Source organism: Pseudomonas sp. GW821-FHT11D10 (assembly GCF_058808435.1).
The window spans coordinates 206,604-230,973 of sequence record NZ_JBXARR010000003.1 but is presented as its reverse complement, the minus strand read 5'-3'; the positions used below and the strand labels follow the sequence as shown (position 1 = coordinate 230,973).

The 24,370-nt window shown below is 61.4% G+C and carries 13 protein-coding genes; 5 read left to right on the top strand and 8 right to left on the bottom strand.

Annotated features, from left to right (window positions below):
- The first annotated feature begins 68 nt into the window (after positions 1–68).
- Positions 69–962, top strand: coding sequence for a LysR family transcriptional regulator (locus AC1RT4_RS11190; protein WP_007956593.1), 894 nt, complete (start codon positions 69–71; stop codon positions 960–962).
- 4 nt (positions 963–966) lie between these two features.
- On the top strand, positions 967–1,563 hold the full coding sequence (locus AC1RT4_RS11185) for a tRNA-uridine aminocarboxypropyltransferase (protein ID WP_493085384.1): 597 nt from the start codon (positions 967–969) through the stop codon (positions 1,561–1,563).
- Positions 1,564–1,674: 111 nt separating this feature from the next.
- Here AC1RT4_RS11185 and AC1RT4_RS11180 read toward each other — a convergent pair whose 3' ends face one another.
- From AC1RT4_RS11180 to AC1RT4_RS11170, 3 genes are read right to left on the bottom strand one after another with little or no spacing between them, the layout of a single operon-like run.
- Complete coding sequence (locus AC1RT4_RS11180) at positions 1,675–3,036, bottom strand: HlyD family type I secretion periplasmic adaptor subunit (protein WP_085605682.1); 1,362 nt, start codon at positions 3,034–3,036, stop codon at positions 1,675–1,677.
- Between the two features lie 10 nt (positions 3,037–3,046).
- Positions 3,047–5,206, bottom strand: a complete 2,160-nt coding sequence (locus tag AC1RT4_RS11175) for a type I secretion system permease/ATPase (protein ID WP_493085383.1) — start codon at positions 5,204–5,206, stop codon at positions 3,047–3,049.
- Between the two features lie 33 nt (positions 5,207–5,239).
- Positions 5,240–6,598 (bottom strand): TolC family outer membrane protein, encoded by a 1,359-nt coding sequence (locus tag AC1RT4_RS11170; RefSeq protein WP_493085382.1) that lies wholly within the window; start codon positions 6,596–6,598, stop codon positions 5,240–5,242.
- A gap of 531 nt (positions 6,599–7,129) precedes the next feature.
- On the opposite strand from AC1RT4_RS11170, the gene AC1RT4_RS11165 reads away from it, so the two are divergent.
- Positions 7,130–17,287: a retention module-containing protein gene (locus AC1RT4_RS11165; protein WP_493085381.1), complete on the top strand. Its 10,158-nt coding sequence runs from the start codon at positions 7,130–7,132 to the stop codon at positions 17,285–17,287.
- A 197-nt stretch (positions 17,288–17,484) separates the two neighbouring features.
- On the opposite strand, the gene AC1RT4_RS11160 is transcribed toward AC1RT4_RS11165, so the two are convergent.
- From AC1RT4_RS11160 to AC1RT4_RS11140, 5 genes are all read right to left on the bottom strand, one after another.
- The gene (locus AC1RT4_RS11160) at positions 17,485–17,862 is read right to left on the bottom strand and encodes a DUF6124 family protein (protein WP_493085380.1); all 378 of its coding nucleotides are present in this window, start codon (positions 17,860–17,862) and stop codon (positions 17,485–17,487) included.
- Positions 17,863–18,203: 341 nt separating this feature from the next.
- Positions 18,204–18,851, bottom strand: coding sequence for a retron Ec78 anti-phage system effector HNH endonuclease PtuB (ptuB, locus tag AC1RT4_RS11155; protein ID WP_493085379.1), 648 nt, complete (start codon positions 18,849–18,851; stop codon positions 18,204–18,206).
- Positions 18,852–18,864: 13 nt separating this feature from the next.
- Entirely contained in the window at positions 18,865–20,259 is a 1,395-nt protein-coding gene (locus AC1RT4_RS11150; protein WP_493085378.1) for an AAA family ATPase, read from the bottom strand.
- A gap of 123 nt (positions 20,260–20,382) precedes the next feature.
- A complete protein-coding gene (locus AC1RT4_RS11145; RefSeq protein ID WP_493085377.1) occupies positions 20,383–20,778 on the bottom strand; it encodes a YbaN family protein in 396 nt (131 codons plus the stop codon).
- A 10-nt stretch (positions 20,779–20,788) separates the two neighbouring features.
- Entirely contained in the window at positions 20,789–21,376 is a 588-nt protein-coding gene (locus AC1RT4_RS11140; protein WP_085710385.1) for a UPF0149 family protein, read from the bottom strand.
- A 276-nt stretch (positions 21,377–21,652) separates the two neighbouring features.
- On the opposite strand from AC1RT4_RS11140, the gene recQ reads away from it, so the two are divergent.
- On the top strand, positions 21,653–23,782 hold the full coding sequence (gene recQ / locus AC1RT4_RS11135; RefSeq protein WP_127797260.1) for a DNA helicase RecQ: 2,130 nt from the start codon (positions 21,653–21,655) through the stop codon (positions 23,780–23,782).
- A 134-nt stretch (positions 23,783–23,916) separates the two neighbouring features.
- The gene (locus AC1RT4_RS11130) at positions 23,917–24,351 is read left to right on the top strand and encodes a MarR family transcriptional regulator (protein ID WP_039765478.1); all 435 of its coding nucleotides are present in this window, start codon (positions 23,917–23,919) and stop codon (positions 24,349–24,351) included.
- Positions 24,352–24,370: the final 19 nt, after the last annotated feature.

Below are 24,370 nucleotides of genomic sequence, written 5' to 3'. Positions count from 1 at the left end.
CCTTGGGGAGAGGGCTGGGGTGAGGGGTGGTTCCAACAGACGACACAGTTCCCAGCCCCGGAGTAGACATGGCCAACGCTTTACCCGACCTGAAACTTTTGCGCATCTTTGTCAGCGTCGTGCGTCATCAGGGGTTTGCCAACGCGCAGCAGGAACTCAACCTGTCGACCTCGGCGATCAGCACCTACATGAGCCAGCTTGAAGCCGCGCTGGGTCTGGTGCTGTGCCATCGCGGGCGCGGTGGTTTCAGCCTGACCAGCAAGGGCGAGCTGTTTCATCAGGAAACCCTCCGCCTGCTGGCCGAACTCGAAGGTTTCGAGCAATACGCGGCAGCGCTCAAGGGCGAATTGCGCGGTACGCTCAACCTCGGGGTGATCGACTCCACGGTCAGCGACAAGGCCCTGCCGTTCGCCGAAGCCATCGGCGCCTACAGCCAGGAACACCCGGCGGTGCATTTGCATCTGTCGGTGATGAGCCCATATGAACTGCAACTCGGCGTGCAGGACAACCGCCTCGATCTGGCCATCGGCGCATTCTCCACGCGCATGAGCGGTCTGGTGTACATGCCGCTGTACCGCGAGCAGCACTGGCTGTATTGCAGTAGCCGTCACCCGTTGTTCAACGAGCGGCGGATTCCCGAGCAGGTCATTACCCAGCAGCGCATGGTCGGTCGCGGTTACTGGAGCCAGGCGGAACTGGCACGCCACGGTTTCAAACACAGCGCGGCGACCGTGGAAAGTATGGAAGCGCAGCTGATTCTGGTGCTGTCCGGCGCTTACATCGGTTACCTGCCGGAGCACTACGCCCAGGCCTGGGCCGACAAGGGGGATTTGCGGGTGCTGCTGCCGGCGACCTTCGGTTATCAGGCGCCGTTTTCCATGATCATGCGTCGGGGCCGCAGCCGCGAGCCGCTGATCCAGACTTTCCGCGATCTGCTCAAAGCGCAGCTCAATCAGGCATAAGACAATGTCCAGACCCCAATGCCCGCGCTGCCTGCGCCCACAAACCCACTGCCTTTGCCCGCTGATCCCCAGCCTCGACAGCCGCACCCGGGTGTTGCTGTTGCAGCACCCGAGCGAGGTCAATCACGCACTCAACACTGCACGGCTGGCGGCGCTCGGTTTGAACAATGCCGAGCTGATTGTCGGTGAAGTGTTCGAGGATTTACCCGCGCTGCTGAACCGGCCAGGGTATCGGGCGCGATTGCTGTTCCCGGCGGAGGACGCGCAGCCGATGCAGGCTTACGCTGCGTCGGATGAGCCGCTGTTACTGGTGGTGCCGGACGGCACGTGGCGCAAGGCGCGCAAGATGTTGCACCTCAATCCGTTGCTGGCGGCGTTGCCGCGGGTGACGCTGGCCGAGGGTGGGGTTTCCCGGTATCGGCTGCGCAAGGCACCGGGGCCGGGGGCGTTGTCGACGATTGAGGCGATTGTTCAGGCGTTGCAGACGCTGGAAGCGCCGACGTCGTTCGAGCCGTTGCTCAAGCCGTTCGAGGCGTTGATTGAAGGGCAGATTGCGGCGATGGGGGAGGAGACTTTCCTGCGTAATCATTCTGGAAAGTAAGCGGTGTTGATCGTTCCCACGCTCCGCGTGGGAATGCATCCAGTGACGCTCCGCGTCACCGTCCCGGGCTGCGTTACCACGCGGAGCGTGGGAACGATCAAACGATCGCGGCTAGCGTTCGCGCATCGCCTCCGTCCGGGCCTTCAGCACCGGTTTGAGCAGGTAATCCAGCACGCTTTTCTCCCCGGTGATGATGTCCACCGTCGCCACCATCCCCGGAATGATCAGCAGCGGTTTCACATCCCCACCCAAGTGGTTTTTGTCGGTGCGCACCTGGATCAGGTAGAAGCTGTTGCCCTTGTCGTCGGTGATGGTGTCGGCGCCGATCAGTTCAAGCTTGGCGCTGAGCCCGCCGTAGATCGTGTAGTCGTAGGCGCTGAACTTGACCATGGCTTTCTGGCCCGGATGCAGGAACGCCACGTCTTGCGGCCGGACCTTGGCTTCGATCAGCAGGTTGTCTTCCAGCGGCACGATTTCCACCATGTCGCTGCCCGGCTGCACCACGCCGCCGATGGTGTTGACCTTCATCTGCTTGATCACCCCACGCACCGGTGAAGTCACAGTGGTGCGGCTGACACGGTCGTCGATGGCGATACTCGAGGCGGTGATTTTCGACAGGTCGGTGCGTTTCTCGTTGAGCTCCTTGGCCGCCTCGGAGCGGAAGGTCTGTTCCGATTCGTCGATCTTGCTCTTGATCTCGTTGATCGCCGATTCGGCCCGGGGAATGGCGAGGGTCGTGGCATTCAACGAGCCACGAATTTCCACTGCGCTACGACGTAGACGGAGGATCTCCACGGGCGAAACCGCGCCGGTTTTCACCAGCGGTTCCGACATGTTCATTTCCTGTTGCAGCAGCGCCAGGCTCGAACTGTATTGCCCCTGTTTCGAACGAAACTCCGCCAGCTCCTGCGCCTTCTGCCGCAGCTGTTCGCTGAGAGTGCGTTGCTCACTGGCCAGCCGCCGTTGCCGTTGCTCGTACAGCGAGCGCTCGTCCTCGGCGACTTGCGGGGCCTTGGCAATCACCTCGTCCGAGAGCTTGAACGGCCGGCCTTCGGCTTCGGCGGACAGGCGTTCGACCTGCGCGGTCAGGGCATAACGATCGGCCTCGCTTTCACCCTTGTTCGACAGAAACCGCGTGTCATCCAGACGCAGCAAGGTATCGCCCTTGCTGACCATCTGCCCTTCGCGTACGAAGATTTCGGTGACGATCCCGCCTTCGAGGTTCTGGATCACCTGAACCTTGCTCGACGGAATCGCCTTGCCTTCGCCCATGGTCACTTCCTGAAGCACGGCGAACTTGGCCCAGACCAGCGCGCTGATCAGCAGCGCCGCCGCCAGCCACACGGTGATGCGCGACCAGCGCGGCGAATCCTGCAACGAGGCGCCGGCGGTTTCCGGCATGAATTCGGCTTCTGCGCTTTTACCGAAACTGTCGAAGTAGCCGCGCGGTTTTGAAGAGGAGGAAGCAGACATGGGGCAACTCCTAGACCGCCGCCGAGCCGACCCGGCCCTTGCGCAGTGCATCGATGACCGCTTCTTTCGGACCGTCGGCGACGATCCGGCCGTTGTCCAGAACCAGCAACCGGTCCACCAGGCTCAGCATCGAAGTGCGGTGGGTGACCAGCAGCAAGGTTTTGCCCTGCACCCAGCCGTGCAGCTTCTGGCGCAGGACGTCTTCGCTGCTGTTGTCCATGGCGCTGGTGGGTTCGTCGAGCAGCATGATCGGCGGGTCGAGCAACAGCGCCCGCGCCAACAGGACTGCTTGGCGTTGGCCGCCGGAGAGCAGTTGCCCGCGCTCGCCCACCGGCCGGTCGAAGCCTTGCGGGTGCTGGCGGGCAAGCTCGGTGACGCCGGTCAGTTCGGCCACTTCGAGCATCCGCGAATCGCTGATGTAGCGGGCGCCGAGCGTGAGGTTGTCACGCAGGCTGCCGGCCAGCAGTGGCAGGTCGTGGGCGACGTAGCCGATCTGCTGACGCAGGTCGGCGACATCCAGTTGCCGCAGGTCGAGGCCGTCGAGCAGCAACTGGCCTTCTTCCGGTTCGTAGAAGCCCATCACCAGCCGCGCCAGGGTGCTCTTGCCCGAACCGCTGCGGCCGATGATGCCGATCCGCTCGCCGGGTTTGACGCTGAAGCTGACGTTGCTCAGGGCCGGCGCGTTCTGGCCGTTGTAGTGGAAGGTCACGGCGTTGGCGTCCAGCGCGCCTTGCAGTTGCGTGCGCTCCAGCGGCCGCTGTTTGCCGTCGCGCTCCTGAGGCAGGGACATCAGCGCGTCGGTGCTTTTCATGGTCAGTTGCGCTTGCTGGTAGCGGGTGATCAGCCCGGCGATCTGGCCCAGCGGCGCGAGCACGCGACTGCCGAGCATGTAACTGGCCACCAGCGCACCGACGCTGAGATTACCGGCGATGATGCTGTAGACCCCGGCCACAATCGTCGCCATCCCCGAAAACTGCTGGATGAACAGCGTGCCGTTGGTGGCCAGCGCCGAGAGATTACGGGCGTGGCTGTCGAGGCGGGTAAGGGCGCCGTGGGTGCTTTCCCATTTGTGCTGGCGCTCGCTTTCGGCGCTGCACGCCTTGAGGGTTTCCAGGCCGCCGAGGGTTTCGATCAACAATGCCTGACGCTCAGCGCCGAGGCTCAGGCTTTTCTGCACGGTGTCACGCAGGCGGGCCTGAATGATCATCGCGAACACGATCGTGATCGGAAACGCCAGCAGCGGAATCACCACCAGCCAGCCACCGAGCAGGCCGATCACCACCAGCATCAGCACCACGAAAGGCAGGTCGATCAGGCTGGTCAGGGTCACTGCGGTGAGAAATTCCCGCAGGCCCTGAAAGTCGTGAATGCTCTGGGCGAATCCGCCGATGGTCGCCGGCCGGGCCTTCATCGCCATGCCGGTGATGCGCTCGAACAAAGTGGCGGAAAGGATCACATCGGTTTTCTTGCCAGCGGTGTCCAGCAGGTGCGCGCGGACCACCCGCAGCACCAGTTCGAAACCGGTGCCGATCAGCAACCCGATCGCCAGCACCCACAACGTTGAGGTGGCCTGGTTCGGCACCACGCGGTCGTAGGTCTGCATGACGAACAGCGGCACCATCAGGCCCAGCAGGTTGATCAGGAAACTGGCGAGGATCGCGTCGCTGTACAGCCATTTCGACAGCTTCAGGGTGTCGCGAAACCACGCCTGCACCCTCGGCACCAGCGGTGAGCGCAGGTCTTCCAGTTCATGCCGTGGCCGGGCGAACAGGGCCTGGCCACTGTAGTGTTCGGTGAGTTCTTCACGACTGACCCATTGCTCGCCGCCGTCGGCTTCACTGGGCAGGATCAGCGCCTTGCCGTCTTCGGCAAACCGCCGCAGCACCGCCGTGCGCCCGTTGCCCAACAGCAACAGCACCGGCAGGTTCAGCGGTGAGATGTCTTTGAGTTCCCGGCGCAGCAAGCGCGCCTGCAACCCGGCCCGGGCTGCGGCGCGGGGCAGCAGGTCCAGGCTCAGGCGTTGTTTGTCCAGAGGCAGCCCGGCACTCAGACTGGCGCGACTGACCGTCGCGCCATGCAGTTTGCAGAGGATCAACAGACCGTCGAGCAATGGGTCATCGAAACTCAGCCGCGGATCGATCCCGGTGTTACCGGGTTGCATGCTGGTCATATTGATCGCTCCCCTGGCACTACATCATCGGGACTACTTCAGTTCAGGCAAGCGCGCTTCGTTCTTCACCTCGGTCGCGGCAATCGCATCGGCCGGCAGCACGATCCGCTGCTTGTTCAACAACTGGCCCATGTTCGCCAGCACGCGGTACATCGAATATTCCTCGGTGTAGCGGATCTCGGTGTAGCGACGGTTGGCGTTGTACAGCTCGTTTTCACTGTCGAGCAGGTCGAGCAGGGTGCGCTGGCCGAGGCCGAACTGATCCTGATACGCGGCGCGCACACGCTTGGTGGTTTCGGCGTATTCGCGGGCGGTCGGGGTCTGTTTCTTGGCGTTGACCATGGCGTTCCAGGCCAGGTGAATGTTCTCGTTGAGCTGGCGCAGGGCGTTGTTGCGGATGTCCATCGCCTGGTTGATCTGGTGCGCATCGGAGGCCAGTCGGGCTTTGTCGCTGCCGCCACGGAACAGGTTGTAGTTCATCACCACGCCGACCCGCCATTCGTTGTCGTGGCCCTCGTCGCCCTGCACGTTGTTGTTGGCGCCGACCGCCGCTTCCGCATCGAAGCGTGGGTAGAACGGCGACTTGGCGACCTCGTACTGGCTCTCGGCCGATTGCACGTCAGCCTGGGCGGATTTCAGGTACGGGTTGTTCTCGACCATGCTCTGCTGGGCTTCGGGCAGGGTGGCGGGCAATTCGCCGCGGGTGGAAGCGGGCGCTTCCAGCTCATCGGGCATGCGTCCGACCACGCTGTAGAAGTTCGATTCGGCGTCGGCCAGATCGACTTCGGCGGTGTCGAGGTTGTTCTGTGCCAGCGCCTTACGGGCGACCGATTGATCGGAGTCGGCGGTGCTGCCCACGCCGCGCTCGGTGCGCAGGCCGATCTGGTCGTTGACGCGCAAGTGCGCCTGCAGGTTGTTCTTGGCCAGGGTCACCAGTTCACGGCGCTTGAGCACTTCGAGGTAGACCTCGATGGTGCGCAGGGCCAGGTCCTGGGCGGTGCCTTGCGCGTAATAGGCGCGCGAGTTGGACACGCCTTTGGTGCGCTCGACTTCGTTGGCAGTGTTGAAACCATCGAACAGCATCTGCCGCAGCCGCAGCTCGGACTGGGTGTAATTGAGGATTTCGGTGTGGTGGTTACCCAAGGCCCGGGTGTTGGTGTTGTCGCTGTAGCCGCGCCCGTAGGCAGCGTTCAAGTCCACCGACGGATAGAAGCCGCCCTTGGCGACTTTCACTTGTTCATCAGCTGACAGGCGCGCGTCCACGCGCGAGGCAAGTTCCGGGTGGGTGGCGATGGTGCTCTGGATCGCTTCGGTGAGGTTCATGGCCTGGGCTTGGGAAGTGCAAGCCATGGCCAGCAAAACCGCGCTGCAGAGGGGGGTTAGAACGCGCATGGGTGCATCTCCCTGAGTCCTGATGGTATTTCGCTGTCGCCAATTTATTGACGATATTTTTAGTAGAAAGCGTTTCATGCCTGTAACAACAGAGCTAAGAACATCCTGAAGCGTAGCTAAGAAAAAATTTTCATATGGGTTATGCCAAAAAAAACTTATGCGGTTCGCCAAATCCAGCACATTGTTCCACTCGAAAGCCTTTGTTTTATGCGCTTTAGGGAGCACAGAAAGGCTTGAGGAAAGTTCCACTCACTTTGCGACATACGGCGAAGTACTGCTAAAGGGGAGGGACGCGTAGCGGCTAAGGGGCGACAGTTTTTTGTCACTCGGGTGTTTCACCACCGTTACGTAGCGTTAGTGGGCCTGCTGCATCGAACAGAGATTCCAAGTGATTGATGGCGCTGGAGTTTCTGGATTTGCGCAACCTGCGAAACGAACTGTCGAGGTGCGAGCGTCGCCCCGACAACCCGCTTGAGCCATGGGCTGCTTCGCGAACCAGCGCCGACGGTGGTCGGCAGCGGAGGAATGCACATGGCAACGCTCATCGGGATCGTCACTAAAGTCATTGGTCAGGTTTTCGCTCAATCGGCAGACGGCAGTCGGCGCGCATTGGTCGAAGGCGATCGGCTGTTTGCAGGGGATCAATTGATCACCGGGGCGGAGGGGGCGGTTGCCGTCCATCTGCAAAATGGCCAGGAACTGACCCTCGGTCGGGACAGCAGCCTGACCATGACCGGGCAGTTGCTCGCCGATCAGGCCGCCCACGTCAATGCCCCGGAAGCGGTGACCCCGAGCGAGTCGCAACTGACCGACGTCGAACAGATCCAGAAAGCCATTGCCGCCGGCGATGACCCGACCAAAACCGCCGAAGCGACAGCGGCCGGCCCCGGAGCCACCGGTGGCGCGCCAGGTGGCCTGGGTGGTGGCCACAGTTTTGTGTTGCTGACCGAAGTGGCGGGCCGGGTCGATCCGGTCATTGGTTTCCCTACTGCCGGTTTCAACGGCATCCCCGAGTTTCCCGAAGAGCGGCATAACGCCGTGATCGACAACGGTGACGGCCAGGCCGCCCCGATTGTTCCGCCACCACCACCGGTCAACAATCCGGTGAGCCTCGGCGGCCTGTCCGTACCTGGCGGTGAACTGACTCTCAACGAAGCCAATCTGCCCGACGGTTCCGCCGCCAACCCTGGCGCGCTGACCCAGACCGGCAGCTTCACGGTGTCGGCGCCGGACGGCCTGAGCAGCCTGAGCATCGGCGGCATCAACGTGATTGTCGGCGGCGTGCCGATCGGTTTCCCGCAATCGATCACCACGCAACTGGGCAACACCCTGACCATCACCGGTTACAACCCGGCCACCGGCACGGTCAGTTACAGCTACACCCTCAACGGCAACGAAACCCACGCGGCGGGCGACGGTGCCAATAACCTCAGCGAACAATTCACCGTGATCGCCGGCGACAGCAACGGCGACACCGCCACTGGCACGCTGGACGTCAACATCACCGACGACGTGCCGAAAGCGTTCGATGACAACAATGGTACGGCGACAGAGACTCAACCGACGCTGACCGGCAACGTGCTGACCAACGACGTGCAAGGTGCCGACCGCGTGCCCGTCGGCGAAAACGCCGGCCCGATCACCCCCGGTACATTCGTCGGGACTTACGGCACATTGGTGCTCAACGCCAACGGCACTTACACCTACACGCTGAATACCAGTGATGCGGACTTCAAGAATCTGCATGGCGGTGGCAATGGCACTGAGACTTTCACTTACACCCTGACCGATGCCGACGGCGACACCAGCACCGCGAACCTCGTCCTGCAGATCCACAACAACGACGATCCGGTGGTCATCAACGGGTTGAACGTCGAGGGCGGTGAGCTCACCGTCTACGAGAAAAACCTCGGCGACGGCAGCGCCCCGGATTCTGGAGCCCTGACCCAGAGCGGCACCTTCACCATCACAGCTCTTGATGGCGTCACCACGCTGACCATCGGTGGCATCGCCGTGGTCACCAACGGTGTTGCGGCAGGCTTCCCGCAATCGGTGACCACACCACTGGGCAGCACGTTGACCATTACCGGTTTCAACGCGGCAACCGGCGTCGTCAGCTACAGCTACACCCTGGTCGACAACGAAGCGCACCCGACTGCCAACGGCGCCAACGTGCTGAATGAGCAATTCGCCGTGACCGTGGTCGATGACAACGGCACCACCGCCAACGCCACGCTGGACGTGAACATCGTCGACGACCTGCCAAAAGGCGTGGACGACAGCAACGCCGGGACTGCCTCGGAAACCAATCTCACGCTGACCGGCAACGTCCTGACCAACGACGTGCAAGGCGCCGACCGCGTACCCGTCGGAGAAAACGCCGGCCCGATTACCGCCGGCACTTTCACCGGGACTTACGGAACATTGGTGCTGAACGCCAACGGCACGTACACCTACACGCTGAACACCAACGATGCGGACTTCAAAAACCTGCACGGTGGTGGCAACGGCACCGAGACCTTCACCTACACCATCACCGATGCCGACGGCGATACCAGCACCGCGAACCTGGTGCTGCAGATTCACAACAACGACGATCCGGTGATCATCAACGGCCTCGACGTGAATGGCGGTGAGCTCACCGTCTACGAAAAAAACCTCGGCGACGGCAGCAGCCCCGATGCTCCAGCGCTGACCCAAAGCGGCACCTTCACCATTACCGCGCTGGATGGCGTCACCACGCTGACCATCGGCGGCATCGCCGTAGTCACCAATGGCGTGGCAGCAGGCTTCCCGCAATCGACCGTCACCCCGTTGGGCAGCACGCTGACCATCACCGGCTTCAATGCCGCCACCGGCGTCGTCAGCTACAGCTACACCCTGGTCGACAACGAAGCGCATCCGAATGCCAACGGCGCCAACGTTCTGAATGAGCAATTCGCCGTGGCCGTGGTCGACGACAACGGCACCACCGCCAACGCCACGCTGGACGTGAACATCGTCGACGACCTGCCAAAAGGCGTGGACGACAGCAACGCCGGCACCGCTTCGGAAACCAATCTCACACTGACTGGCAACGTCCTGACCAACGACGTGCAAGGCGCCGACCGCGTACCCGTCGGAGAAAATGCTGGCCCGATTACCGCCGGCACTTTCACCGGGACTTACGGCACCCTGGTGCTGAACGCCAATGGCACTTACACCTACACCCTCAACACCAGCGATGCCGATTTCAAAGCGCTGCACGGCGGCGGCAACGGCACTGAAACCTTCACCTACACCATCACCGATGCCGACGGCGATACCAGCACCGCGAACCTCGTGCTGCAGATCCACAACAACGACGATCCGGTGATCATCAACGGCCTCGACGTGAATGGCGGTGAGCTCACCGTCTACGAAAAAAACCTCGGCGACGGCAGCAGCCCCGATGCGCCAGCCCTGACCCAAAGCGGCACCTTCACCATCACTGCACTCGACGGCGTTACCACGCTGACCATTGGCGGAATTGCCGTAGTCACCAATGGCGTGGCAGCAGGCTTCCCGCAATCCACCGTCACCCCGTTGGGCAGCACGCTGACCATCACCGGTTTCAACGCCGCCACCGGCGTCGTCAGCTACAGCTACACCCTGGTCGATAACGAAGCGCACCCGAATGCCAACGGCGCCAACGTGCTGAACGAGCAATTCGCCGTGACCGTGGTCGATGACAACGGCACCACCGCCAACGCCACGCTGGACGTGAACATCGTCGACGACCTGCCAAAAGGTGTGGATGACAGCAACACCGGCACCGCTTCGGAAACCAATCTCACACTGACTGGCAACGTCCTGACCAACGACGTGCAAGGCGCCGACCGCGTGCCTGTCGGAGAAAATGCTGGCCCGATCACCGCCGGCACTTTCACCGGGACTTACGGCACTCTGGTGCTGAACGCCAACGGCACTTACACCTACACGCTCAACACCAGCGATGCCGATTTCAAAGCGCTGCACGGCGGCGGCAACGGCACTGAAACCTTCACCTACACCATCACCGATGCCGACGGCGACACCAGCACCGCGAACCTCGTCCTTCAGATCCACAACAACGACGATCCGGTGATCATCAACGGACTCGACGTGAACGGCGGTGAACTCACTGTCTACGAGAAAAACCTCGGCGACGGCAGCAGTCCTGACACTCCTGCCCTGACCCAGAGCGGCACCTTCACCATCACTGCTCTCGATGGCGTCACCACCCTGACCATCGGTGGCATCGCCGTGGTCACCAACGGTGTTGCGGCAGGCTTCCCGCAATCGGTAACCACACCACTGGGCAGCACGCTGACCATCACCGGCTTCAACGCGGCGACCGGCGTCGTCAGTTACAGCTACACCCTGGTCGATAACGAAGCGCACCCAACCGCCAACGGCGCCAATGTGCTCAACGAGCAATTCGCCGTGACCGTGGTCGACGACAACGGCACCACCGCCAATGCCACGCTGGACGTGAACATCGTCGACGACCTGCCAAAAGGTGTGGACGACAGCAACGTCGGCACTGCTTCGGAAACCAATCTCACGCTGACTGGCAACGTCCTGACCAACGACGTGCAAGGCGCCGACCGCGTGCCTGTCGGTGAAAACGCTGGTCCGATCACCGCCGGCACTTTCACCGGGACTTACGGAACATTGGTGCTGAACGCCAACGGCACTTACACCTACACCCTCAACACCAGCGACGCCGATTTCAAAGCGCTGCACGGCGGCGGCAACGGCACTGAAACCTTCACCTACACCATCACCGATGCCGACGGCGATACCAGCACCGCGAACCTCGTCCTGCAGATCCACAACAACGACGACCCGGTGATCATCAACGGCCTCGACGTGAATGGCGGTGAACTCACCGTCTACGAAAAAAACCTCGGCGACGGCAGCAGCCCCGATGCGCCAGCCCTGACCCAAAGCGGCACCTTCACCATCACTGCACTCGACGGCGTTACCACGCTGACCATTGGCGGAATTGCCGTAGTCACCAATGGCGTGGCAGCAGGCTTCCCGCAATCCACCGTCACCCCGTTGGGCAGCACGCTGACCATCACCGGTTTCAACGCCGCCACCGGCGTCGTCAGCTACAGCTACACCCTGGTCGATAACGAAGCGCACCCGACTGCCAACGGCGCCAACGTGCTCAACGAGCAATTCGCCGTCACCGTGGTCGATGACAACGGCACCACCGCCAACGCGACGCTGGACGTGAACATCGTCGACGACTTGCCAAAAGGCGTGGACGACAGCAACACCGGCACCGCTTCGGAAACCAATCTCACGCTGAGCGGCAACGTCCTGACCAACGACGTGCAAGGCGCCGACCGCGTGCCTGTCGGAGAAAATGCTGGCCCGATCACCGCCGGCACTTTCACCGGGACTTACGGAACATTGGTGCTGAACGCCAACGGCACGTACACCTACACGCTGAACACCAACGATGCGGACTTCAAAAACCTGCACGGTGGTGGCAACGGCACCGAGACCTTCACCTACACCATCACCGATGCCGACGGCGATACCAGCACCGCGAACCTGGTGCTGAACATCCACAACAACGACGATCAGGTGTACCTCAACGGCCTCGACGTCAACGGTGGCGAACTCACCGTCTACGAGAAAAACCTCAGCGACGGCACCAGCCCCAACACCCCGGCGCTGACTCAGAGCGGCACCTTCACCGTCACCGCTCTAGACGGTCTGCAAACCCTGACCGTGGGCGGGATTGCCGTGATCACCAACGGCGTGGCGGCCGGCTTCCCGCAATCGGCGGTCACCCCGCTGGGCAGCACACTGACCATCACCGGATACGACCCGGCCACGGGTGTGGTCAGCTACAGCTACACCTTGGTGGATAACGAAACCCATCCGACCGCCAACGGTGCCAACAGCATCACCGAGAACTTCAACGTGGTGGCGACCGATACCGATGGCAGCACCGCCACCGGGCAGATCAACGTCAACATCATCGACGACCTGCCGACCGCCAAACCTGACGCGACGTCGGTGCAGGAGGGCGGCACCGTCAGCGGCAACGTGCTGGACAACGACATCGGCGGCGCCGACGGCCCGGCAGCGGGTGGCGCGGTAGTGGGCGTGCGCGCCGGTTCCGACACCTCGACCTCGGCCATCGGCGGGCTCAACAGCAACATCAACGGCACCTACGGCTACCTGACCCTCGACGCCAACGGCAACGCGGTCTATCACAGCAACCCGAATGCCGTGAGCGGCCCGGGTGCGGTGGACGTGTTCGTGTACACCGTGCGCGATTCCGACGGCGATGAAAGCACCACCACCATCACCATCGACGTGTCCAACAGCCAACTGTGCGCGGTCAGCGACACTGACGTCACCGTGTACGAAAAAGCCCTCGACCTGACAAAGGACGGGCAAGATCTGGCCCCAGGTACGGTCACCGGCAGCGATCCGACCAGCACCGGGGAAACTGCGTCCGGCACGCTGGTCGGCTCGGTCACCGGCGCGGTCGGTGCGATCAGCTATGCGCTGGTCGGCAGCGCCACCGGCAACTACGGGCAGATCGTGCTCAACCCCAACGGCACGTACACCTATACCCTGACCTCACCGGCCAGCACCACCCCGCACGCCGATGACGGCGCCAACACCCTGACCGAAACCTTCACCTACCAGGCCACCGATTCGCTGGGCAACGTCGTCACCAGCACCATCGTGGTCAACATCGTCGATGACGTGCCGAAGGCGATCAACGACAGCAACGCCAGCACCGCGTCGGAAAGCCAGTTGACCCTCAACGGCAACGTGCTGACCAACGACGTGCAAGGCGCCGACGTGGTGGCGACCGGCCCGAATGCCGGCCCGATCACCCCCGGCACCTTCACCGGCACTTACGGCACTCTGGTGCTGAACGCCAACGGCACGTACACCTACACGCTGAACACCAACGATGCGGACTTCAAAAACCTGCACGGCGGTGGCAATGGCACCGAGACCTTCACCTACACCCTGACCGATGCCGACGGCGACACCAGCACCGCCAACCTGGTGCTGAACATCCACAACAACGACGATCCGGTGGTCCTCAACGGCCTCGACGTGAATGGCGGCGAGCTGACCGTCTACGAGAAAAACCTCAGCGACGGCACCAGCCCCAACATCCCGGCGCTGACCCAGAGCGGCACCTTCACCGTGACGGCGCTCGACGGTCTGCAAACCCTGACCGTGGGCGGCATCGCCGTGATGACCAACGGCGTAGCCGCCGGCTTCCCGCAATCGACCGTCACGCCGCTGGGCAGCACGCTGACCATCACCGGTTACAACCCGACTACCGGGGTGGTGAGTTACAGCTACACCCTGGTCGATAACGAAACCCACCCGAACGCCAACGGCGCCAACAGCATCACCGAGAACTTCAACGTGGTGGCGACGGACACCGACGGCAGCACCGCCACCGGGCAGATCAACGTCAACATCATCGACGACCTGCCGACTGCCAAGGCCGACACCGGCTCGGTGGCGGAGGGCGGCACCGTCAATATCAGCGTGCTGGGCAATGACATCAGCGGCGCGGATGGCGCGGCGATCGTGGTCGGCGTGCGCGCCGGCAGCAACACCGCGACCTCGGCCATCGGCGGTCTCAACAGCAACATCAACGGCAACTACGGTTACCTGACCCTCGACGCCAACGGCAACGCGGTCTATCACAGCAACCCGAACTCGGTGAGCCCGCCGGGCGCCACCGACACTTTCACCTACACCATCCGCGACAGTGACGGCGACGAAAGCACCACCACCATCACCGTCAACGTCGCCGACAGCAAACTCGTGGCCTCGACCGATCAGGACGTGACCGTCTACGAGAAAGCCCTCGACCTGACCAAGGACGGGCAAGACCTGGCCCCCGGCACGGTCACCGGCAGCGATCCTTCCAATACCGGCGAAACCGCGACCGGCACGCTGGTCGGTTCGGTCAGCGGTGGCAGCGGGGCGATCACCTACACCCTGGTCGGCAGCGCCACCGGGATTTACGGGCAGATCCAGCTCAACGCCGACGGCACCTACACCTACACCCTGACCTCGGCGCCGAAAACCACGCCGAACGCCAACGACGGGCCGAACACCCTGAGCGAAAGCTTCACCTACAAAGCCACCGATGCGCTGGGCAACAGCACCACCAGCACCATCGTGGTCAACATCGTCGACGACGTGCCCAAAGCAGTGGCGTCGGATCGTTCGGTGGCGGCGGTGGAGATCGACTCCAACATCCTCATCGTCCTCGACATCTCCGGCAGCATGGCCGACGCCTCCGGCGTACCGGGTCTGTCGCGGCTGGAACTGGCCAAGCAGGCGATCAGTGCCCTGCTCGACAAGTACGACGATCTGGGCGATGTGAAAGTGCAGCTCGTCACCTTCAGCAGCAACGCCACTGACCGCACTTCGGTGTGGGTCGATGTCGCGACGGCCAAGACCCTCCTGGCCGGCCTCAGCGCGGGCGGCGGCACCAACTACGACGCCGCCGTGGCGACCATGTACAACGCGTTCAACACCTCGGGCAAACTCACCGGGGCGCAGAACGTCGGCTACTTCTTCTCCGACGGCAAACCCAACGAGGGTGACATCGGCACCGCCGACGAAGCGACGCTCAAGGCGTTCCTCGATGCCAACAACATCAAGAACTACGCGATCGGCCTGGGCAGCGGCGTGAGCAACGCCAACCTCGATCCGCTGGCGTACGACGGCATCACGCACACCAACACCAACGCGGTGGTGGTCACCGACCTCAATCAACTGAACTCGGTGTTGTCCGGCACGGTGCAGGGCGCGCCGGTCACCGGTTCGTTCATCGGCGAGGGCGGCACGTTCGGCGCCGATGGCGGGTTCATCAAATCCATCGTGGTCGACGGCACCACCTACACCTATGACCCGAAAGCCAACGGTGGCCAGGGTTCACTGGTCGCCAGCGGCGGCGCCAACCACGGCACCTTCAACACGGTGAACAACACCCTGAGCATCGCCACCAACAACAGCGGCACCCTGGTGGTCAACCTCGACACCGGCGACTACAGCTACACCTCGCAGAAAACCACCGCTGTGGTGATCACCGAAAACATCGGCTTCACCCTCAGCGACAACGATGGCGACCTCGCCAGCTCGACGCTGACCGTGAAAGTGATCCCCAACGCGCCTCCGGTGGCGGCGGACGACCACATCATCACCAACGTGCTGTCGGGCAACATCGTGGTGCCGGGCGAACTGTTGCTGGCCAACGACACCGACCCCAACGGCGACACCCTCAACGCCACGCCAACCTCGTTCAACACTGGCTGGATCTCCAAATCAGCGGACTTCACCGGCACCGGCGCGATCAGCTTCACCGGCACCAACGCCAACACCGCCGCCAACCAGAACCTGGCCAACGTGCGCAATTCGTTCAGCGCCAACGCCGCGACCATGACCGCCGTGCTGGTGGTCAGCGGTTACCTCGGCGCGGTGACCAACACCAACGCCAACGATGAAGACCGCATCACCGTCAACCTGCGCCAGGGCGAAACCCTCAACCTGGACCACAACCTGGCGGCCGGTCACATCACCATGGAGTACTCGATCAACGGCGGCGCCTACATCGCCCTCGCGGACGGCCAGACCCTGACCGCGACGTCCGATGGCGTCTACCAGATCCACATCACCAACATCACCAATACCACGGGCAGCAACGCCAACGCGGCGGAAAACTACCAGCTGACCATGACCCTCAACTACGCCGGGGCCCACGACATCACCCCGGACTACCACGGCACCTACACCGCCAACGACAACCACGGCGGCAGCGACACGGCGAACGTGACCATCAGCTATCAGGACGGCCACACCCTCACCGGCACCTCGGGCGATGACGTACTGGTGGCCGGCACCGGCGACAACATCCTCAACGGTGGCGACGGCAACGACGTGCTCACCGCAGGCTCCGGCAACAACGAACTGCACGGCGGCGCCGGCAACGACTTGCTCTACAGCGGCCCGGGCAACGACCTGCTCGACGGTGGCAGCGGCATCGACACCGCCAGCTACGCCCACGCCACCGCCGGGGTGACGGTCAACCTCGGCCTGCTCGGTGCGCAAAACACCGTCGGTGCTGGCACCGATACCCTGACCGGTATCGAAAACCTCGTCGGCTCGAACTTCAACGACACCCTCACCGGCGACAACAATAACAACGTGATCAACGGCGGCCTGGGCAACGACATCCTCAACGGCGGCGGGGGCGATGACCTGCTGATCGGCGGGATGGGCAACAACACCCTGACCGGCGGGCCGGGCGCCGACACCTTCCAGTGGCTCAAGGGCAACAGCGGACACGACCTCGTCACCGACTTCACCCCCGGCACCGACAAGCTCGATCTGTCGCAACTGCTGCAAGGTGAAAACGGCACGTCGGCGTCACTGGATGACTACCTGCACTTCACCGTCACCGGCAGCGGCGCCTCGGTCATGACCAGCATCGACGTCAGCGCCATGGCCGGCGCCACGCCGAACCAGACCATCGACCTGGCCGGCGTCAATCTGGCCAGCCACTACGGCGTGACACCGGGGGCGGGTGGGTTGATCGCCAGCGGACATGACACGGCGACGATCATCAACGGGATGCTCAATGATCATTCGTTGAAGGTGGACACGGTTTGATCTGAACGCTGAAACGACAAAACCGCCGCCCCGATCAAACGGGACGGCGGGTTTTTTCTTGGATTGATCGTTCCCACGTCGAGGCGTCGAACCGTCCGCGTGGGAATGCAGCCCGGGACGCTCCGCGTCCCAAACAGCGGACGCAGAGCGTCCATTGAGGCATTCCCACGCAGAGCGTGGGAACGATCAGGCGGCGATCAAGCCACAGCAGGCGCCTCAGCCTTCACTTCCAGATTATCCAGCACCCGATTCACCGCCAGCTCACCCAGCATGATCAGCTGCGCAATCCCCAACAGCACATGCCGCTGCGACCCGTCCACCAGCCCGGCGAAGTCGGTGGCCATGGTTTTGGCGCAGGTCAGGGTTTCGCACGCATCGGCCAGCAGTTCTTCACTGTCGATGCCGGGAGCGATGAGGTAGCGGGTGTTGGGTTTGAGCAGCGGTTTTCGGGGGAGGAGGGGATTGAGGTAGTGATCGAGGGCGCGCTCGGCGGCTTCGTGGAATTTCTTTGAATCGAGGGTTTCGTAGGGCGAGGTGGTGTCGGTTTCGGGTGGGTTTGGCGTTGGTTTGATCATGGCGAATCTCCGTGATTGGATTTAGCCGCCACGACTCATCGCTAAACAAGTAAAGGTGGCGGCTGTACGCAGGTTAGCGATCCGGGTCACAGAAACCCCGGGTAGACCCGAAGGTCTCCCACGCACAGCCACCATTACGCCAAGTGCAGAGAAAATACTGCAATCGGGATTGGGCGTTGTTGCGTCTGTCTGGAGCCGGATCGCTAAACCCGATCGCTGCTTTTCAGCGACCGCCAAACAATAGAACCCGCCCCCAAGGCGCACAAGCCGGCGGATTCTGGCGTAGCTGTAGGCAAAGGCGCAAGGAACCGTAGCTTGAAAGGCATATCTGGAGGTGTCTTTTAAACAATCTGAGATTTCGACAGCGTATGGCGGATAGCTGTAGAGAATGGCAAGTGTGTGGTGCTTTGAATTTCGTGCTCCAGGAATTCCCGTACGTCGTCCACTGAAAGCCCTTCGGATATCTCCATGAGCTCCAGGAGGGTTTTCAGGTGGGGGCGGATGGCCTCACGCCTCATGGCACGCAGCGCTCCGTTTTGTGCATCAAGATTGAATATACGCAACGTTTCGACAGCACGAATCTTTGCCCGATTATCCAGATTGGCGAGTGGGCTGATTGTGCCGTCACTCACAAAAAGCAAAAAGTCGTCTGGATCATCTACGTCAGGCTTGAGCAGGTTGGTATGAACATAGGATTTGCATGTGTCTTTGAATTTTCCGCAGCTCTGTTTCCGACAACATGAGTTGAAGAGATTCGTCCATTCGAAGGTGCCTTGTCGATATCCCTCTCTTTGTCGAAAGTGTTCGATATGTGCTTGCCCCGAATTGCTGATGTCTGCCTCACAGTAGGCGCAGCGCGTATCTTGCATGGTTTGAAGGTATAGGCGGATCTGTGCTTTATCCGAGTGCGTCACATCAGACCAATTATGCAATCCATGTCTATAGCGAGTAAGGCAACCTGGGCCTGCACCTCGAACCAGTTTTCGCATTCGCCCGACTTCCTTATTTTGGTTGTGTCAGTTGTTTGCGTTTGAAATTTTCGAGTCGAATCAATCGATCACAATCAAGCATGACGGGGTTTTGAGCATCAAAATGCTTGTTCAGGTAATTGCGCAGCTCCCACCCTTTTTCCGACTCATGCAGATCTTGCTGAATAAGCGCCACGTACTCGCTCAATTTGCGAGAGGGTTCATTGTCCGGAGTGGGATCAGTACCCATGATGTATGCCAAAACCTGTGTGCTGGTAACGCCCTGAGTTTGTTGGTCGACATTACTGATTTTGACTTGCGCGCAATTGTCGTCATTTTCGGTGTGCAGCACACGGATACACTTTGCCTGAACGGAGGTAAGTACTTGCGGGCTATGTGTCGTGACAACGAATTGGATATTCGGGAAGGCGACAAGTAAATCAGGTATGACAGTTTGTTGCCACGCAGGGTGAAGGTGCATATCGACTTCGTCGATCAAAACCACGCCCTTGCATTGGTGTGATGCGGTGCTGCCAAAGTGGGGGTTCAGCTTTACGCAGCGATAGGCGATATCGGCTGCCAAGGCAACAATGTTGCGGATACCATCGCTGAGCTGGCTGACTTTCAGCATTCCATGTATTGGGTGTTCCAGCACCAGATCTGCGAATTCACTACTGTAGGCCAGGTTTCTCCATCCAGTTTGTGATTCAAGCATCGAGTTAACTGCGTATTGGACTGCTTTGACCGGATTCAAAAAATCGTCTTTAACATCGAAAGTGGCTTGTCCACGTTCAAGACTGCGAATTTGTTCTTCGCGATAGCTGCGAAAAATTCGTGTGTACCATTTGCTGAACTGCTTGTAATTGGACGCTGGGTCAAGACTGTCCCGATAAGCATAGGTTCTGGAAAGCTCTGCATTATCGACGGGATCGGAAGTGGGGGTGTTATCCCTCCACAGGCGACTCGTACCGTAATACGCTAGAACGGGCAGATTGATCGGTTCGCTGACATCCATCAAAACGTTATGAAAGATCCAGCCTTGTAGAATGCGAGCTCTGTTTTCTAAAGCTCGCGCGCCCGGATCGCTACGGGTTTTCGTCCCCTTACGGATGCTGATTCGACTGCGCGACCAAGAAGTTTCGGTGTCCTGGAAGTCAGCATGAGCCGTCAATCGAGCCGGAAGGGCGGGTTCCATTTGATGTGCTTTGACCGGACGTAAAAAAACATCGTCGGGCTGAATGCCGGTCAGGGGAGCGTTACCCAAATCAAAACCGCGCACAAAGGGCCACAGCGCCACCTTGAGAGCATCAAGCAAACTAGTTTTGCCTTGGCCGTTGCGCGCAACCAGTAAGGTGAGCTGCGGGTCCAGTTCGACCGTCAGTGCAGGAAAGCAGCGGTAATTTTCCAGCTCGAGCCTGATCAGTTTCAAAGACTTTCCTCCATGTAGACCGATGCCAGGCTACGGCAGTCGCTGTATTTGCGGGAACCAATTTGGCGCAAATTCTACTGTGAATGAAAACAGGTGAATACCTGTTCGCCATCCCGTAATGCTTCAAGATTTATTCAGGGTCTTCTGCCGCAAGATATAAACCGTCACCAACACCGCACTGGTCAACATGAACCCCCGCGCCCACACCAGCGGCACCAGGTAGCACGAGAACAGAATGCTCGCCCACATCAGCCCGATCGCGTAGACCTTGCCCTTGAGCGGTATGCCGTTGCCATCGAGATAATCACGGATCCATGGCCCGAGCCGGGGATGCTCGACCAGCCATTGATAGAAGCGCGGAGAGCTGCGGGCGAAGCAGGCGGCTGCCAGCAGAAGGAAGGGGGTAGTGGGGAGAACAGGCAGGAAAATCCCGATCACCCCCAATGCCACGCTGAGCCAGCCGATGGCCAGCAGAATGTAGCGCAACATCAGGGGACGGTTGCCTATGGGGTTGTCCATAGGCCGGATCTTAGTGGTGACGTGGCTTGAGGATCGCCGGTTTTTCGTCGGGCGCCTGGCACAGCAGGTACAGCGCGGTCAGGGCTTCCGGGATCTGGACGATCATGTCGTCCATCAGATTGGCGTCCTTGGCGATGTCTTCGAACTCAGGCTGTTCGTCGAACAGACCCGAACCGACCATGATCGGCAGAAGCATTTCGCTGACTTCTTCTTCGGCGGTTTCGAACCAGGCCGCTTCGCGCAGGAACACGCCTTCCATGAAACCGATGCACCAGCCGCGCAGTTCGGAATCGTCCGGCTCGTCGCCCAGGTCCAGTTCGCATGGCAGCTCGAACTCTTCATCCGACGCCAGTTGGCGGGCGATGTGGGCTTTGAGGCCGATCAGCGTGGCTTCGATCTCTTCGCGCTGGGCTTCGCTGCTGTAATGCGGCTCTTCGGCGAACAGGGCGTCGATCCACTCACGATCCGGTACCACGTCGGCGCAGATCGACAGCGCAGTCAGGTAGCCGTGAGCGGCCACGTAGTCCAGCGCCTCTTCATGCAGCTCGTCGGCGTCGAGGAAGACTTGCAGGCGGGTTAGTTGCTCGGCGAAGGACATTAAAGGGCTACCTTGGGGGAATAAACAATGCGGGAATTCTAGGCCTTCTTGAGCCCTCAAGCCAGCCGCACGGCAGATTTGCCCGTACAAGCTTCTTATCGGCGGTGCCCTTTGCCGGGGAGGGCTCGGGTATACTGCCGCGCTTTGCGATCCCTGCCGGTGTCGCGGCTGATTTTGTGGGTGCGATGCAATGCGTGCTTACGTTTTGTTTAAAGCAGCCTCGGCTGTCTTGAACCAGCCTGTGCAGGGATGTTTCGGTGGATTTTTGGAGTTTTTATGCTCGAACAGGCTCAACGCGTCCTCAAGGACATCTTCGGCTACGACAGTTTCCGTGGCCGTCAGGGTGCAATCATTGAGCGCGTGGCCAGTGGCGGTGATGCCCTTGTCCTGATGCCGACCGGCGGCGGCAAGTCCCTGTGCTTCCAGGTGCCGGCGTTGTTGCGCGACGGCCTGGCGGTGGTGGTGTCGCCGCTGATCGCGCTGATGGACGACCAGGTCGCCACCCTTGAAGAGCTCGGCGTGGCCGCCGCCGCGTTGAACTCCACATTAAGCGCTGAACAGCAGCGCGACCTCGCCAACCGGATCAAGCGCGGCGAAGTGAAAATGCTGTATCTGGCGCCGGAGCGCCTGGTGCAGCCGCGCATGCTGTCGTTCCTGCAAGGTTTGAACATTGCGCTGTTCGCCATCGACGAAGCGCATTGCGTGTCGCAATGGGGCCACGACTTCCGCCCGGAATACCTGCAACTGGGGCAGTTGGCGGAAATGTTCCCCGACGTGCCGCGCATCGCCCTGACCGCCACCGCCGACAAACGCACCCGCGAAGAAATCGTCACTCGCCTGCATTTGCAGAACGCCGAGCGCTTCCTCTCGAGCTTCGACCGGCCGAACATCTTCTACCGCATCGTGCCCAAGGAGCAGCCGCGCAAGCAGTTGCTGGCGTTTCTCGCCGAGCGGCGCAGCGACGCCGGCATCGTCTACTGCCTGTCGCGCAAGAAGGTGGAAGAGGTGGCCGCGTTTCTCACCGAGCAGGGTTTCCCGGCGCTGCCGTATCACGCCGGTCTGCCCAACGATCTGCGCGCCTATCACCAGAAGCGCTTCCTCAACGAGGAAGGCCTGATCATGGTCGCCACCGTGGCGTTCGGCATGGGCATCGACAAACCCAACGTGCGCTTCGTCGCCCACCTCGACCTGCCGAAATCCCTTGAGGCGTATTACCAGGAAACCGGGCGCGGCGGCCGTGACGGTCTGCCAGCAGACGCGTGGATGGCCTACGGTCTGCAAGACGTGGTGATGCTCAAGCAGATGCTGCAGAACTCCGAAGGCGACGAGCGCCACAAGCGTCTGGAGCAACACAAGCTCGACGCCATGCTTTCGCTCTGCGAAGAAACTCGCTGCCGCCGTCAGGCGCTGCTGGCGTATTTCGACGAAGACATGCCCGAGCCGTGCGGCCACTGCGACAATTGCACCGACGGCGTGCAGACCTGGGACGCCACCGAGCCTGCGCGTCAGGCGCTGTCGGCGATCTATCGCACCGGCCAGCGTTACGGCGTCGGCCATCTGGTAGACGTATTGCTGGGCAAGGACAACGAAAAGGTCCGCAGCTTCGGCCATCAGCACTTATCGGTGTACGGCGTCGGCAAGGCGCTGAGCGAGAGCGAATGGCGCTCGTTGTTCCGCCAGTTGGTTGCTCGCGGCCTGGCGGATGTCGATCACGAAGGCTACGGCGGGCTGCGCCTGAGCGACACTTGCCGGCCGCTGCTCAAGGGCGAAGTGAGCCTGGAGCTGCGCCGCGACCTCAAGCCGCAAGTCGCCGCCAAGAGCGGCAGCAAGAGCCCGGCCAGCCAACTGGTGCGCGGCGAAGAACGTGAGCAGTGGGAAGCGTTGCGTGCCCTGCGGCGCAAACTGGCGGAAGAACATGGCGTGCCGCCGTACGTCATCTTCCCGGATTCGACCCTGCTGGAAATGCTCCGCAGCCAGCCGACCTCCCTGGCGGACATGGCCCGGGTCAGCGGCGTCGGCGCGCGCAAGCTGGAGCGTTACGGCGAGGCCTTCCTCGAAGTGCTCGGCGGCGAGGCCGAGGCGCCGAAAGTGGTGGCCGACGTGCGCCACGAACTGATCACCCTGGCCCGCGCCGGCATGACGCCGTTGCAGATCTCCGGTCAGTTGCAGTGCTCGGAAAAGAACGTCTACACCATGCTCGCCGAAGCCATCGGCAAGCAGCAGCTGTCGCTGGAACAGGCGCTGGATCTGCCGGAAGACCTGATGGGCGAAGTCCAGGATGCGTTTCTCGATGGCGAAGGCGAGTTGCCGTCGGTCGCCGAAGTAGCCGAGCTGTTTGCCGGTCGCGTACCGGAGGGCGTGCTTTACTGCGTGCGGGCTGCGCTGCAATCCGAGTTTGAAATGTAAGAGGGCGTTTGTGCCAACCGTTATACGGTTGTAACGATTCAGTACAGGACGCCTCTTGCCTATAGGCAAATGTCATGCTTAGCTGACTAATAATTAGTTTTTCTCTATTTGTTCAGTCTAATCATGAGTGTTTTATGCCGTTAACCGATCAACACCGTTTTGGCATGCAATTGGCCCAGATGTCCCGTGGCTGGCGTGCCGAACTGGATCGCCGGCTCGCCGGTCTGGGCTTGTCCCAGGCACGCTGGCTGGTGCTGCTGCATCTGGCGCGCTTCGAAGAGGCGCCGACCCAGCGGGAGCTGGCGCAAAGCGTCGGCGTCGAAGGGCCGACCCTGGCCCGCCTGCTCGACAGCCTGGAAAGCCAGGGCCTGGTGCAACGCCAGTCCGTGATGGAAGACCGCCGGGCGAAAAAAATCGTGCTGTGCGCACCGGCCCTGCCGCTGATCGAACAGATCGAAACCATCGCTACACAACTGCGCAAGGAATTGTTCGAAGGCGTCGACGAGGCGGATCTGAAGGTGTGCATGCGGGTTCACGGGCACATTCTGGCCAACCTGGAAAAGTCTTGAGGCACAACCGCGTGCCGTT